Here is a 13,198-nt window from a genome sequence, read left to right as displayed (position 1 = left end):
GCTACTGCGGGGGCAGCGGCGGCGGCGGGACCATGCCGAAGAGCCCGGAGAGCTCGGGCACCTGGCCGGCGGGGGACCAGGCGGCCTGGCCCTGCTTCCAGGCGAGGGTCTCGCGGGTGAGCTCGCCCGCGGCGATCTTCTGCTGGAGGGCGGGGACGTCGAACGGCCCGGCCTGCTGGCCGCCGAGGCCCAGGTACCAGGCGGCGGCGACCGGGAGCGGCGGCGGGCCCGCGGCGGGCGGGGCCTGCTGGTACTGCGGCTGCTGCTGCGCGGCCATGTTGGCGGCCAACTGGTTGCCCATCGCCATGCCCGCGCCGAGGCTGAGGGCGTCGGCGGCGCCGCCGCCGTGCTGGGCCGCGTCCTCCAGGGCGTTCGCGGCCTGGAACTGGGTGTACGCGCCGAGGTCGCCGACCACGCCCATGGAGGCGCGCTTGTCGATGGCCTGCTCGACCTCTTCGGGGAGCGAGATGTTGGAGATGGTGAACGAGGGGACCTCGAGGCCGAGCGGCGCGAGCTGCGCCGAGATCGCCGACTTGAGCTGCTGGCCGATCTGCTCCTGGTGGATCGCCATGTCCAGCACGGGGATGCGGGCCGAGGCGATGGCGGGCGCGAAGGCCCCGATGACCTTCTCGCGCAGCCAGGACTCGATCTCCTCGGTGCGGAACTGCGCGTCGGTGCCGGCGGACTCGCGCAGCAGGGCCGCGGGGTCGACGACGCGGATCGCATAGGCGCCGAAGGCGCGGATGCGCACGGCCCCGAACTCGGGGTCCCGCACCAGGACCGGGTTCTTGGTGCCCCACTTGAAGTCGGTGAACTGGCGGGTGTTGACGAAGTAGACCTCGGCCTTGAACGGGGAGTCGAAGCCGTACTTCCAGCCCTTGAGGGTCGACAGGATCGGCAGGTTGCCCGTGGCGAGGGTGTGGGTGCCGGGCCCGAACACGTCGGCGAGCTGGCCCTCGTTGATGAACACCGCGGACTGGGACTCGCGCACGACGAGCCTGGCGCCCATCTTGATCTCGTTGTCGTGGCGGGGGAACCGCCAGACCAGCGTGTCGCGGGAGTTGTCGAGCCATTCGACGATGTCGATGAACTCACCGCGGATGCCGTCGAAAAGACCCATGTTCGGTCACTGTCCTTCGCTGCGGGTGGGCGCCCTGCCGGGGGCGGGCGGCGGAACTCGGGACCGTCCGCCGCCGGATCGGTGGGCCTTACTTTACAAGAGCGACGCCAAAGCGGGGTCCCGCGGCGGGGCCCGAAGGCCGCGCCGCAGGACCCCGCCGAAACCGTTTCCTCTGTCCTGCTTGGGCGTTCGCGCTACTTGAAGACCTGCCCGAACGCGTCCCCGGCGAGGTCGCCGTAGCGCTGCGTGATCTGGTCCTGGGCGGTCTGCTGCGCGGTGCCGCCGGGGTCGGCGGCGAACTCCTGCGCGAACTGGTAGCCCTCGTAGGCCTGCTGCGCGCCCGCGATGTACGGCTGGGCCTTCTGGAGGAAGTCCAGGACGGGCTTGACCTTCGTGACGACCTGCTGCACCATCTGCGAGGCCTTCACCATGTTGACGAAGACCTCGATGGCCCGCTTGATCCAGTTGTAGGCGTCCATGAGCAGGGTGCAGACCTTGCGCACGGTGTCGGCGACGGCCACCGGCACGGCCGCGCCGAGCGTGGCCCAGCTGGCGGCCAGGTAGGCCACGATCCGGGTGAGCACCCACTCGACGCCGTCGGCGATGTAGCCCTTGACCTTCTCGTACGCGGCGGCGGCGAGCTCGGCGGCCTTGACGAGCAGGTGCTTCATGCCGACGGCGAGGAAGCCCATGATCTGGAGCCCGAAGCCGACCTCGGTGACGCGGGTGCGCGCGGCGTTCGCCGCGTCGCCCTCCCAGCCCTGGAGCGCGGACTCGGCGGTCTGGGAGAAGAAGTCGGCGACCTGCGGGCAGCCGTCGGCGACCGAGCCCCACATCTCCGAGGAGTTCGTGATGAGGCCCTCGTTGCCCGAGACGAGCTGGACCAGGTCGTCGAGCGGCTGGAAGATGCCCAGCAGGAACTCGGTGATGGTCCCGGCGAGCCAGCCCAGGGGGTTCTCGGCGAGGACCTTCGCGAAGTCGCAGATGCCCTGCACCTGGTCGCCGATGTTGGTGACGGCGTCGCCGAAGGTGCTGGCGAGGCCGAACATGCCCTCCCAGTCGGTGAGGCTGTCGACGCCCTGGGCGGCCTCCACGACGCTCTTGCCCGAGTCGTAGGCCGAGGCGACGTTGCTGACGCCGTCGATCTGGAGCGCCTGCTCGGTGACGGTGCCGCTGTCGGGCGTCCAGTTCTCGCCCGAGAGCTGGGAGGGGTCGGTGAGGACGCCGTGCTCGGCCTCGGGGGCCTCGTCCTGCCAGGTCGGCTTCTCGATCTCGTCGCTCATACCGCGGTCCCTTCGATGTTCGAGCCGATGGCGTTGAGACCGGTCACGATCTCCTGGTCGGTGGCGTCGTAGCTGTCGGCGCAGGCCTCGATGTTGTCGGAGAGGCCCTCGACGGCGTCGGTGAACTGGCCGAGAATGGCCCGGTACAGCTCCGCGAGTCCGAAGTAGACGGCGCCGAACGGTATGCCGCACAATCCCCACGCCTCGGGGTCCGGATCAGCCTCCTGACAGTAGTCGGCGAGCGCCTGTATCTCTCCAGTGCTGCCGCGCAGGGTGGTGGCGGCCTGTCGCAGTTCCTCGGGGTCGACTCCGTATCCGGTGGCCACGGGCAAGCTCCTTCCGAAGGAGGTTTGAATCGTTGTCGATAGGGCGCTCGGGAGCAATTTGGCGCCAATGAGAACGATAGTCCCGCACTGCCACGATCGCGGCCGGTGCGGTTGCTCGCTTCGGGCTTGTAGCATGCTGGGATGACGCCGCGGCGGAGGGCGCCGCGGCCAGACCCTGGGAGGATGCCGTGTCCGAGGATTCGGCGGAGGAAATGCGGGGCAAGGCCAAGGCGATCGAGCGGATCGCCGTCGAGCTGCGCGCCGAGGCGATCAGCGAGGGCGGCGCGGTCCGCGTCGTGGCCGGCGCCGCCGACAGCATCTGGGAGCTCGACCTGCGCCTCAACGCGTTCGAGCTCTCCGGCGTCGAGCTCGGCGAGCTCATCGTCGAGACGATCAAGGACGCGAACCGGAAGGCCGGGGCCGAGATGGCCGAGCAGGCCGGGCAGATCATGGGCAGGGAGATCTCCCCGGAGTCCTTCGACGGCACGCCCGAGCGGATCGAGCGGGAAGAGGAGCAGCGATGAGCGACCGGTTGGGCGGCATGGACCCCGAGGCCATGATGGCGCGCCTGGAGCAGATGAGGACCGACGCCGAGGCGATGCTCGCCAAGTACGAGGCGCTGGCCGCCGAGGCGGGCACCGACGCCGTGGAGGTCTACTCCGAGGACGGCTACCTGCGCGTCAAGCTCGACGGCGACGGCAAGGTCGCCGAGATCGGCATCGACGAGTACGCGATGCGCATGAAGCAGACGCTCGGCCCCTCCATCATCGCGCTCATCAACGAGGCCAAGGCGACGTACGGCATGAAGATGGCGGCCATGGCGCAGGAGCTCGTGGGCGACAAGATCGATGTCATGGGCATGGTCACCCGCAACATGCCCGACTACATGCAGGAACGCGCGCGCGGCAACCTCGAGCGCTGAGCCGGTCCGCGCGGGGCGGCGCCGCGCGGGAGGTGCGCCGAACGCGCCCCGACCTGCGTTGGGGCCGTGCCGGTATCTTGCATCCATGGGTATGAAGGATCGCCTCGAACAGATGAGGCAGCGCGCGCAGGAGGCCGGGAAGATGGTCGTCGACGTGGGCGTCGACGCCGTCCGGGAGAAGCGGGACGCCGCGACCGGCTACGTGACCGACCGCCGCGACGCGGCGCAGGCGTTCGCCGGGGAGGCGAAGTCGGCCCTCAAGGAGGGCGACGTCGAGGAGCTGCTGCGGCGGCTGCCGCTGCCGGCCTCGCCGGTGGCCGAGCACTGGCAGTGGAGCCTGGGCAAGCTCATCACGGCGGGGAACAAGCCGCCGCTGGGCACCGGTCTCCTCCTGGGCCTGCTCGACAACTTCGGGACGATCGACGTCGGCCCCGAGGAGGTCGGCTTCGACGGCGCGACCGCCAAGTGGCACAAGGTCCGCGCGGTCCGGACGCGTTCGCTCGACGGCATCCTCCAGAAGCTCTCCACCGACACGTTCACCGAGTCCGTCGAAGGTCTGCTGCCGCCGGTCCCCGGGCGCGGGTGGGTCTCCGAGAAGGCCACCGCCGCGATGTTCACGATCTGGGCGATGGTCACCGACCTCGCGATCCGCGACCCCGAGGCCGGGAGGCGCCAGGTGGTCTGCGAGATCGAGTACAAGGGCTGGATCCGCACGAAGGAGGCCGAGACCGGGTTCTTCACCGGCCCGGTCATGGCGCTGCTGCCGGGCCTGGACGCGGTGCTGCGCGCCGAGGCCGGGCGCCGCGGCGTCGTCGTGGAGGAGGCGGAGGAGACGTCGATCGCGAGCGCCGAGGCGCGGGTGGCGTGGCTGCGCGAGAAGCACGCCGCGATCGTCGCCAAGCGCGAGGCCGCGGTGCAGGCGATCGAGGAGGCCCCGGCCGAGCCGGCGCCGTAGGAACTAAGCCGCGCGCCGCACTTCACGTGCGGCGCGCGGAATATCGTTGGGGCACTTGCTACTTCGGGTGGGTCTCCCCGGGGTAGCGCAGGTCGATCTGGGCACGGACCTCGTCCATGACCTCCAGGACCTCGATGGTGCTCTGCGGCGGCACGAGGGTCGACTCGAGCCGTCCGGCGCGCAGGGCCCGGTGGACCTCCAGGGCCTCGTGGACGTAGCCGTGGCCGACGTAGGGGGCCTCGAACTCGCGCGGCGGCTCGTTGTAGCGCACCAGCGTGTAACCGCTGGGGCGGTAGGCGAAGCCGCGCAGTTCGATGCGGCCCTCGGTGCCGGAGATGGTGACCTCGTTCGCGGCGCCGCCGCGGATGGAGCACGACAGCTGCGCGACCGCGTTCGGGTAGCGCAGGGTCATCGCCGTGTAGGCGTCGACGCCGGTGGTGTCCATGATCGCGGTGGCCGAGACCGATTCGGGCGCACCGAGGGCGAGGTGCGCGAGCGTCAGCGGGTAGACCCCGAGGTCGAGGAGGGCGCCCCCGGCCAGTTCGAGGTTGCGCAGGCGGTGGCTCGGCGGGGCGTCGGTGGCGAACGCGAAGTTGCCGTGGACCGACACGACCTCGCCGATCATGCCCTCCTGGATGGCCCGGCGCATCTCGCGGATGGCCGGGTTGCAGCGGGTCCACATGGCCTCCATGAGGAACCGCTGGTGCTCGCGGGCGACGTCGAACATGGTGCGGGCCTGGGCGGCGTTGTAGGCGAAGGCCTTCTCGCACAGGACGTGCTTCCCGGCCTCGAGGAGCTGGAGCGTGGGCAGGTAGTGGTGGGAGTGCGGGGTGGCGACGTAGACGATGTCGACCTGGTCGTCGGCCGCCAGGGCCTGAACGGAGTCCCAGGTGTTGTCGATGTCGTACTTCTTGGCGAACGCGGCGGCGCGCTCCGCCGATCGAGAGGCCACGGCGGTGACGCGGCAATCGTCGAGGAGGGCAAGATCTTCCACAAAGGTCGATGCGATTCCACCGGTCGCCAGGATTCCCCATCGGATCGGTTCAACCATGGACGTAAGCACATCACAACTTCCGGCGATCGTCAACACGAGGGTGAGCGGTACTATCTCCGCCAACCGGGCGATTTCAGCGCAAGTTCGGTACTCTCCGTGACCGAATGGCTATGGATCGGTAGGGATTGTGACCTTTCCCCCAGGGTGGAGCCGCTGGGGCCGTGGCACTATGGCCTCATGCAGAGGACTCCCGCCAGACGTGCCGTTCCGCTTCTCCTCGCCGCCCTCCTCGGCGGCGCGCTCGCCCTCGGCTCGGCCGCCCCGGCCTCGGCCCACGCGGCGCTGGTGAGCACCGACCCCGAGGACGGGGCCGTGCTCGCCGAGGCCCCCGCCGAGGTCTCGGCCACGTTCTCGGAGCTGCTCGACGGCCCCTCGACCGAGATCGCGGTGACCGACCCCTCGGGCGCGGTCGTCGCGGTCGCCGACCCGTCCTTCGACGGCGACACGTTCACGCTGCCGATGCTGTACACCACCGCCGGGGAGTACACCGTGGCGTTCCGGGTGATCTCCGAGGACGGGCACCGCGTGGACGGCCAGTTGGCCTTCACCGTCGAGTCCATCCCTGAGGGCCTGTACGCGCCCGGCTCAGAGCCGACCGCTTTGGAGGAGGCTCCTTCGAGCGAGGCGCCCGAGGCGTCGGATTCCGAGGCCGCGGCGACGACCGCGGCCGCCGCCGACAGCGACGGCGATGACGAGGAGTCGAACACCGGCGCGACCCTGGCCGCGATCCTGCTCGGCCTGCTCGTGATCGTCGTCGTCGGCGTGGTCCTCGTGAAGACCTTGGGCCGCAAGGGCGGACACGACGAGACGGACGCGAAGACCGACGAGTCCTAAGGCTTCCAGCGAGGCCGGCAGTTCGGGGTAGTCGCCGAGCGCCTCGGTGATCCGGTCGGGGTCGAGCCCGTACCGGTCCAGCGCGTACTCGTGCCGGGCCGTGGTCGGGCGGGCGAGCGCCGAGCCGAGATTCGCGGCGTCCGCGTCGGTCCAGTCCGCGCCGATCGCCTCGTAGATCCGGGGCACCGCGGCGTGCGGGTCCTCGGCGAGCATCGCGTACGGCACGTCCACGATGGACTCAGGCGGGAGCGCGGCGCGAGCGGCCATGCCGCGCTCCACGATCCTGGCCATCTCGCCGAGGGCGATGCGGCCCACCGCCTCCGGGTCGACCCGCTCGCGGTAGATCCCCCACGAGGTCTCCATGAGGCTGCACATCGACCCGGCCGCGGTGGCCGGGTCGCGGTGCGTCCATACGAACACCGCGTCCGGGAAGACCTCGCGGATCGCGTCGACGTCGCCGAGGTGCGCCGGGTACTTGAGGATCCAGCGCCTCGGCTCGCGCCCGTATTGGAGGACCTGGAGCGCGAGCTTGAGGTACTCGTAGTCGGGCACGGTGTCGCGCGCGTCCAGCCAGGCCCGGTACCCGGGCAGCTCGCCGCGCAGGACGCGGTAGTAGTGCCCGTGCGGCAGCACGAAGAGCGACTCCTCGGGCTGGTCGGCGCCCACGGGGTGCATGACCTCCCAGCCGGGCGCGATCCTCGGCGTGAGCGCGACCTGCCTGGAGCGGGCCCTGACGAGCCGCTCGACGGCGGCGGGGTCGGTCTCGACGCCGGTGTGCAGCATCTCCCACATGAGCGGGGCGCGGTGGCCCGGTGCGAGGGCGAGGACCTTGTGCGCCAAGGTGGTCGCCGTGCGCGGCAGGCCCACGACGAAGACCGGGCGGCGGATCTCGCCGTCGGGGATCTCCGGGTGCGCCTCGACCAGGGCGCTGATGCGCAGGCGGTTCTCCAGGCGCGTCTTCGCCTCGGTGGCGGCGGCGGTCCAGCCGAGTGGCGTGACGCCGCCCGCCGCCGCCAGGCACGACAGCAGGAACCCCTGCTCGTCGGCGAAGGCCCTGTCGTCCCCGAGGGGGCGCCCGGCCCGCGCGGCGGCCGCGTCGGCGGCCTTGCGCCAGGCGGCCTCGGGCCGCCTCCGGCCGCCCGCGAACGGGGCGAGGGCGAGGTTGACGAGGGTGGCGGCGGCGGGGCGGCGTCGGCTCAAGTGCGGTCTCCTCGGCGGGTTCGGGTCGCGTTCACCGGTTGAGGCTCGCGACCAGGCGGGTGTAGTCCCCGAAGGCGTCCTCGACGCCGGAGAGGTCGAGGCCGTAGCGGGCCACGCCGTACTCGTGCTTGCGGTCGGTGACCGGCCCGGTGACCACGGCGTCGAGGTTGCCCGCGTCCTTCTCGGTCCAGGTGGCGCCGATCGCCTCGTAGATCTTGGGGACCTCGTGGTGCGGGTCGGAGTTGAGCAGCGCGTACGGGACGTCCACGATCGTTCCGGCGGGGAGCGCGACCCTGGACTCGCGGCCCTTGCGCACGGCCTCGGAGGTCAGCTCCACTGCCAGCCTGCCGATGTCGTGGAGGTCGGGGCGCTGCTGGTAGGTCGACCAGGAGGTCTCCATGAGGCTGCACAGGGAGCCGATGACGGTGACCGGGTCGCGGTGGGTCCACACGAAGGTCGCGTCCGGGAAGACCTTGCGGATGGTCTCGATGTCGCTGAGGTGGCCGGGGTACTTGAGGACCCAGCGCTTGGGCTCGCGCCCGTGCTGGAGGATCTGGAGCGCGAGCTTGAGGTACTCGTAGTCGGGGGTGGTGTCGCGGGCGGCGAGCCATTCGCGGTATTCGGGCATCAGGCCGCGCAGGAAGAGGTGGTAGACGCCGTGGGGGAGCACCATCATGGACTCCTCGGGGATGTCGACTGCGCTGGGGTGGATGACCTTCCACGAAGGGGCCACCCGCATCATGAGCTTGATGCCCTTCGCCGCGGCGTCGATCCGCTTGCCGATCACCTCGGGGGAGGTCTCCAGGTCGGTGTGGAGCATCTCCCACATGTACGGGCCGCGGTGGTCGTCGGAGGCGGCGAGGATGCGGTGCGCCAGCGAGGTCGCGGTGCGCGGCAGCCCGATGACGAAGACCGGCCTCTCGATCCGCTCGTCCAGGACGGCCGGGTGCTCGGCGGCGATCGCCTTGACCCGCAGCCGGTTCTCCAGGCGGGGCTTCGCCTCGGCGATGGCCGAGGTCCATCCGAGCGGGGTGAGGCGGGGCTCGTCGGCGAGGCATTTCAGCATGAAGCCGAACTCCTCGATGAAGGTCTCCTCGCCTTCGGCCGAGTGGCCCGACGAGCGGACGACCTCGGAAACGGTCTTGGCCCAGGCCTCCAGCGGGCGTTTGCGCCCGGAAGTGGAGGGGGCGAGTACGAGGTTGAGGGCTTTTGCGGTGAACGACACGCGTCGCATGAGGGGGCTCCTCTGCCGTGGGGGACGGACGGGGGGGTTTCCGGCAGTCTAGGGGGTGTCCGGTGGGCCAGACCGGCCGCTATCCGGCCCATTCGCCCGCTCGCTTCGTTGTCGGGCCTTCGAATACAACACCGGTATTCGAAGACCCTCCCGCGGCCTCGGCGACGCTTGCGAGCCGTAAGTGTGCAGAGCGAGCGAACGAATGGACTCGGATACCGACTCGCCCTGACCCACCGGACACCCCCTGGCAGTAGCGGTATCACCTCAACGGGCGCCGTTGCGGCGCAGGCGTTCCCTCAGGGGCAGTTGACCCACTCGTCGGTGCCGTCGTCGAAGAACTGGTGCTTCCAGATCGGCAGCCGCGCCTTCACCTCGTCGACGAGGTCGGCGCACGCGTCGAAGGCCTCCTTGCGGTGCTCGGCGGCGACCGCCGCCACGAGCGCCGGGTCCCCGATCGCGAGGTCGCCGACCCGGTGCGAGACCACCACGCCTCGCACGCCGGGCCGCGCGGCGATCTCCTCTGCGATGGCGCGCAGCAGCTCACCGGCCGAGGGGTGGCCCTCGTAGGACAGGCGCAGGACGCCCCGGCCGTGGTCGTGGTCGCGCACGTTCCCCGAGAACGTGACGACGGCGCCCGCCTGGGCGCTGGAGGCCGCCTTCTCATGCTCGGCGGCGTCGAGCGGGGCGTCGAGGACGCGGGCGCGGATCACGGTGTCACTCCAGGGACGGTGGCGAGGTCGACCGCGTCGCCTGCGGCGGCGGCCGACTCCGGTGCGATGACGGCGAACCCGGCGGCGCCCGCGAGACCGCGGAGCATCGCCGAGCCGTGGTGGGCGAGCCGCCGGCCGGCCGGGTCGACGAGCGCGAGGTGCGTGAACGCGCCCCGGCCCGGGACGTCCTCGGCCAGGCGGATCGAGGCGAGCGGCGGCAGCGGCAGGCCCCGCAGCCCCGCCAGCAGCGGCGCGACCACGGTGACGACCGCGATCACCGCGGACTGCGGATTGCCCGGCAGCCCCGCGATGAACTTCCCGTCAGCGGTGCGCGCCAAGAGCATCGGGAACCCCGGCCGCACGGCCACGGTGTTGAGCACGTACTCGGCGCCGACCTCGGCGAGCGCGGCGTGCAGGTGGTCGACCGGGCCGACCATCGTGCCGCCGGTGGTGCACACCAGGTCCGCGTCGGCGAGCGCCGAGCGCAGGGCCGCGACGTGCGCTTCGAGCGTGTCCTCGACAGGCCCGAGGCTCGGGCCCGTCTCGGCCCCGGCGGCGGCGAGGAGGTGGGGGACCATCGGGCCCAGCGAGTCGCGCACGCGGCCCTTCTCGGAGACGCCCTCGGTGAGCAGCTCGTCGCCGAAGACGACGACGCGGGCGGCGGGCCTGCGGTGCGCGGGCAGCGTCAGGTGCCCGGCGGCGGCGGCGAGTCCGATCACGGGCGGGGTGACCGCCAGGCCCGCGGGCAGCAGCTCCTCGCCCGCGCGGGCCTCCTCGCCGGGCTCGCGCCACTCGCGCGCGGTCGGTCCCCCGACCTCGTTGCCCTCGACCGTCGCGTGTTCGAGCCGGATGAGGCCCTCGGTGCCTTCGGGGACCTGCGCGCCGGTCGCGATCTTCACGGCCCGCCCGGGGCCGATCGGCTCGGGGACGCTCCCGGCGAGGACCGCGCCGGCGTCGACGCGCCACGGGCCCGGACCGGCGACGGCCCAGCCGTCGACCGCGGAGGTCGCGAACGCGGGCAGGTCGGAGGCGGCGGTGAGCGGCGCGGCGAGTGCCGATCCGAGCGCCGCCGCGAACGGCAGATCAGAGCCTTCAGACCGCGCGGCGAACCCTGCGGCCCAAGCGGTCTCGCGGGCCTCGGCCCAGCGGATCGGGTCGGTCATCGGGTGCGCTCCGTTCCGGCGCAAGGGCGGTGCAGGCGCATCAGGCCGTCCCGCCCGTGGTCTCCTCCGCGGCGCGGACGTGGTCGCCGTCGTGGAGCTGTGACACCGCGTGCGACACGAACTCGGCGGTGAGCACCCCGAGCGCGTCTTTCGCGGCCCCGCGGGACCCGGCGACGTTGACGATGAGGGTCGATCCGGCGACGCCCGCGACCGCGCGCGAGATCGCCGCGAACGGGGTCGCGGCGAGGCCGACCGCGCGGATCGCCTCGGCGATGCCCGGGACCTCCCGCTCGATGACGCGCCGCGTCATCTCGGGGGTGAGGTCGAGCGAGGTCAGGCCGGTGCCACCGGAGGTGACGACGAGGTCGAAGCCGTCGTCCACCGCGTCGCGCAGGGCCTGCTCCACCTCGTCGCCGTCGTGCACGACGAGCGGCCCGGCCACGCCGAACCCGGCCGCGGCGAAGCCCTGGACCAGGATCGGCCCGGAGGTGTCCTCGTAGACCCCGTCGGCCGCCCGGTTCGAGGCCACGACCACGAGTGCGCTGATCGACGTCATGCGTCCGCTCCTTCCGTCCCGGCCGGCGCCCCGCGCCGCCAGGTGCCGGTCTTCCCGCCGAGCTTCTCCTCGACCCTGACGTCGGCGATCACCGCCGCCGGGTCGAGCGCCTTGACCATGTCCACCAGTGTCAGCCCGGCCACCGACACGGCCGTCAGCGCCTCCATCTCAACGCCGGTGCGGTCGGCGGTGCGCACCCGCGCTGCGATGTCGACGCCCCCGTCGGTGACCGCGAGGTCGACCGCGACGCCGGAGACCGCGATCGGGTGGCACAGCGGCACCAGGTCGGGCGTGCGCTTGGCGGCCATGATCCCCGCGATGCGGGCCACCGCCAGCGCGTCGCCCTTCTTGAGTGAGTTCGCGCGCAGCGCCGCGACCACCTCGGGGGTGGTGACGAGCCGCCCGGTGGCCAGCGCCGAGCGCTCCGAGACGTCCTTGGCCGAGACGTCCACCATCCGGGCGGCGCCGGTCGGGTCCACGTGCGTCAGGTCGGTCATGGAGCGAAGTCTAGTCGCGCGGGGTGACGCCGTCCCGTTTCGCGCCCGGCAGTTCGAGGAGGGCCGACACGGAGGCGGTCAGCCCGACGAGCACGATGAGGCACCCGCCCAGGAGCAGGAGGACGACGTCCGGCACCACCTGGGCGACGTCGTCGTCGTGCAGGGCGCTGGTCAGCACCCGCTTGGTGTCGCCGACCTCGTAGCGGCCGTACACGAGGATCGTCCTGACCTCGCCGTCGCGGTCGGTGTACTCGACGGTCGCCTGGGAGGCGTATGGGCCTTCGCACGCGAACGCGGGCTCGCAGGGGAAGGAGCGGACGACGGTGCCCTCGCGCCATTCGCCGGCGACGACGTAGCCTCCGGCCTCGGCGACGAAGCGCCCGCCGAACCAGAAGCACGCCAGCGTGAACGGCAGGGCGAGCAGGAGCTTGAGGACTGCCGTGGGGTCCACCTCCTCCCGGGTGCGCCCAGGGTAGCGGCGCGGTGCCCGTGGCCCGCGCGTCTCGGCGTCCGGCCGAGGGCGGGGGCGCGGGGGGCCTGGGCTAGCGTCGGTGGCGTGATCGAATGGCTCTACCTCGTCGTACAGGCCGCCGCGCTGGCGATGGGCGCCTGGTTCTTCATCGAGACGGCGCGTTCGCAGCGGGTGGGCCGGCGCCACTTCGTGGGCGTCGGGGTGCTGGAGGCGCTGCTGCTCGCGCAGTTGGCGGTGTCGATCGCGATCGTCCCGGGCGAGGCGGGCGGGGGGAAGGCGCTGTTCTTCTCCTACCTGGTCACGACGCTGCTGGTGCCGGTCGCAGGGTGCTTCTGGGGTTCGATCGACCGCTCCCGCTGGGGGATCGGGACGGTCGCGGCCTCGGGGCTGATCGTGGCGGCGCTGATGCTGCGCATCCACCAGATCTGGGAGTTCCAGATCCATGTCTGAGCCGCGCCGCCTGGCGGACGGGTTCGGCCGCCTCATCGTCCTCGTCTACGTCGTGTTCGCCGTCTCGGCGGGCGCGCGGGCGCTGTTCCAGGTCGCGACGAAGTTCGGCGAGGCCCCGGTGAGCTTCACGTTGAGCGCGATCGCTGCGGCGATCTACCTGGTGGCGGCCGTCGCGATCATCAAGGGCGCCGCGCGGCTCGCCCTCCTGGCGGTCGGGGTCGAGCTCGTCGGCGTGGTCGCCGTGGGCGCCTTGAGCGTCGCCGTGCCGGACCTGTTCCCCGAGCCGTCGGTGTGGTCGCATTTCGGCTCCGGTTACGGCTACGTGCCCCTGGTCCTCCCGGTCGCGGGCCTGGTCTACCTCCTCAAGCGCCGCGCCGCGGCCTGACGCATGAACAAGGCGCGGCCCGCAGGGGCCGCGCCTT

At 71.9% G+C, this 13,198-nt stretch carries 16 protein-coding genes and 1 pseudogene; 6 read left to right on the top strand and 11 right to left on the bottom strand.

Annotated features, from left to right (window positions below):
• Position 1 precedes the first annotated feature (1 nt).
• From E9998_RS06885 to E9998_RS06875, 3 genes are all read right to left on the bottom strand, one after another.
• Positions 2-1,120 (bottom strand): SPFH domain-containing protein, encoded by a 1,119-nt coding sequence (locus E9998_RS06885; protein WP_136528970.1) that lies wholly within the window; start codon positions 1,118-1,120, stop codon positions 2-4.
• Positions 1,121-1,314: 194 nt separating this feature from the next.
• Entirely contained in the window at positions 1,315-2,403 is a 1,089-nt protein-coding gene (locus E9998_RS06880; protein ID WP_136528969.1) for a hypothetical protein, read from the bottom strand.
• Positions 2,400-2,729: a WXG100 family type VII secretion target gene (locus E9998_RS06875; RefSeq protein ID WP_158299717.1), complete on the bottom strand. Its 330-nt coding sequence runs from the start codon at positions 2,727-2,729 to the stop codon at positions 2,400-2,402. The genes E9998_RS06880 and E9998_RS06875 overlap by 4 nt, the downstream gene beginning before the upstream one ends.
• A gap of 188 nt (positions 2,730-2,917) precedes the next feature.
• Between E9998_RS06875 and E9998_RS06870 the strand changes: the two genes are divergently transcribed.
• The 3 genes from E9998_RS06870 (at position 2,918) to E9998_RS06860 (ending at position 4,606) form a co-directional block, all read left to right on the top strand.
• A complete protein-coding gene (locus E9998_RS06870) occupies positions 2,918-3,253 on the top strand; it encodes a YbaB/EbfC family nucleoid-associated protein (RefSeq protein ID WP_136528967.1) in 336 nt (111 codons plus the stop codon).
• Positions 3,250-3,651: a YbaB/EbfC family nucleoid-associated protein gene (locus E9998_RS06865; RefSeq protein WP_136528966.1), complete on the top strand. Its 402-nt coding sequence runs from the start codon at positions 3,250-3,252 to the stop codon at positions 3,649-3,651. Before E9998_RS06870 ends, E9998_RS06865 begins: the two co-directional genes overlap by 4 nt.
• Positions 3,652-3,763: 112 nt before the next feature.
• On the top strand, positions 3,764-4,606 hold the full coding sequence (locus tag E9998_RS06860) for a hypothetical protein (protein WP_204745301.1): 843 nt from the start codon (positions 3,764-3,766) through the stop codon (positions 4,604-4,606).
• A 58-nt stretch (positions 4,607-4,664) separates the two neighbouring features.
• Here the strand turns inward: E9998_RS06860 and E9998_RS06855 are convergent, their stop codons facing one another.
• Positions 4,665-5,657 (bottom strand): Gfo/Idh/MocA family protein, encoded by a 993-nt coding sequence (locus E9998_RS06855; protein WP_136528964.1) that lies wholly within the window; start codon positions 5,655-5,657, stop codon positions 4,665-4,667.
• A 180-nt stretch (positions 5,658-5,837) separates the two neighbouring features.
• Here E9998_RS06855 and E9998_RS26120 point away from each other — a divergent pair, with 180 nt between their 5' ends.
• Positions 5,838-6,494: a copper resistance CopC family protein gene (locus E9998_RS26120; protein ID WP_136528963.1), complete on the top strand. Its 657-nt coding sequence runs from the start codon at positions 5,838-5,840 to the stop codon at positions 6,492-6,494.
• Between the two features lie 156 nt (positions 6,495-6,650).
• Here the strand turns inward: E9998_RS26120 and E9998_RS26115 are convergent.
• The 7 genes and pseudogenes from E9998_RS26115 to E9998_RS06815 form a co-directional block, all read right to left on the bottom strand.
• Positions 6,651-7,361: pseudogene (locus E9998_RS26115) on the bottom strand (sulfotransferase family protein); the annotation flags it as partial.
• A gap of 364 nt (positions 7,362-7,725) precedes the next feature.
• Positions 7,726-8,928, bottom strand: coding sequence for a sulfotransferase family protein (locus E9998_RS06840; protein ID WP_136528961.1), 1,203 nt, complete (start codon positions 8,926-8,928; stop codon positions 7,726-7,728).
• A 296-nt stretch (positions 8,929-9,224) separates the two neighbouring features.
• Complete coding sequence (locus tag E9998_RS06835) at positions 9,225-9,638, bottom strand: molybdenum cofactor biosynthesis protein MoaE (RefSeq protein WP_136528960.1); 414 nt, start codon at positions 9,636-9,638, stop codon at positions 9,225-9,227.
• The gene (locus E9998_RS06830; RefSeq protein WP_136528959.1) at positions 9,635-10,801 is read right to left on the bottom strand and encodes a molybdopterin molybdotransferase MoeA; all 1,167 of its coding nucleotides are present in this window, start codon (positions 10,799-10,801) and stop codon (positions 9,635-9,637) included. Before E9998_RS06830 ends, E9998_RS06835 begins: the two co-directional genes overlap by 4 nt.
• A 40-nt stretch (positions 10,802-10,841) precedes the next feature.
• Positions 10,842-11,357 (bottom strand): MogA/MoaB family molybdenum cofactor biosynthesis protein, encoded by a 516-nt coding sequence (locus E9998_RS06825; RefSeq protein WP_136528958.1) that lies wholly within the window; start codon positions 11,355-11,357, stop codon positions 10,842-10,844.
• Entirely contained in the window at positions 11,354-11,854 is a 501-nt protein-coding gene (gene moaC, locus E9998_RS06820; RefSeq protein WP_136528957.1) for a cyclic pyranopterin monophosphate synthase MoaC, read from the bottom strand. Before moaC ends, E9998_RS06825 begins: the two co-directional genes overlap by 4 nt.
• 10 nt (positions 11,855-11,864) lie before the next feature.
• On the bottom strand, positions 11,865-12,305 hold the full coding sequence (locus E9998_RS06815; protein WP_136528956.1) for a hypothetical protein: 441 nt from the start codon (positions 12,303-12,305) through the stop codon (positions 11,865-11,867).
• A gap of 105 nt (positions 12,306-12,410) precedes the next feature.
• Between E9998_RS06815 and E9998_RS06810 the strand changes: the two genes are divergently transcribed.
• Entirely contained in the window at positions 12,411-12,776 is a 366-nt protein-coding gene (locus tag E9998_RS06810) for a hypothetical protein (RefSeq protein WP_136528955.1), read from the top strand.
• Complete coding sequence (locus E9998_RS06805; RefSeq protein ID WP_136528954.1) at positions 12,769-13,161, top strand: hypothetical protein; 393 nt, start codon at positions 12,769-12,771, stop codon at positions 13,159-13,161. The genes E9998_RS06810 and E9998_RS06805 overlap by 8 nt, the downstream gene beginning before the upstream one ends.
• Positions 13,162-13,198 lie beyond the last annotated feature (37 nt).

Origin of the sequence: Glycomyces paridis (genome assembly GCF_004912155.1) — a bacterium.
Classification (GTDB): domain Bacteria; phylum Actinomycetota; class Actinomycetes; order Mycobacteriales; family Micromonosporaceae; genus Glycomyces; species Glycomyces paridis.
Note: the sequence above shows the minus strand (reverse complement) of the source record. Positions and strands in the feature narration are given on the sequence as shown.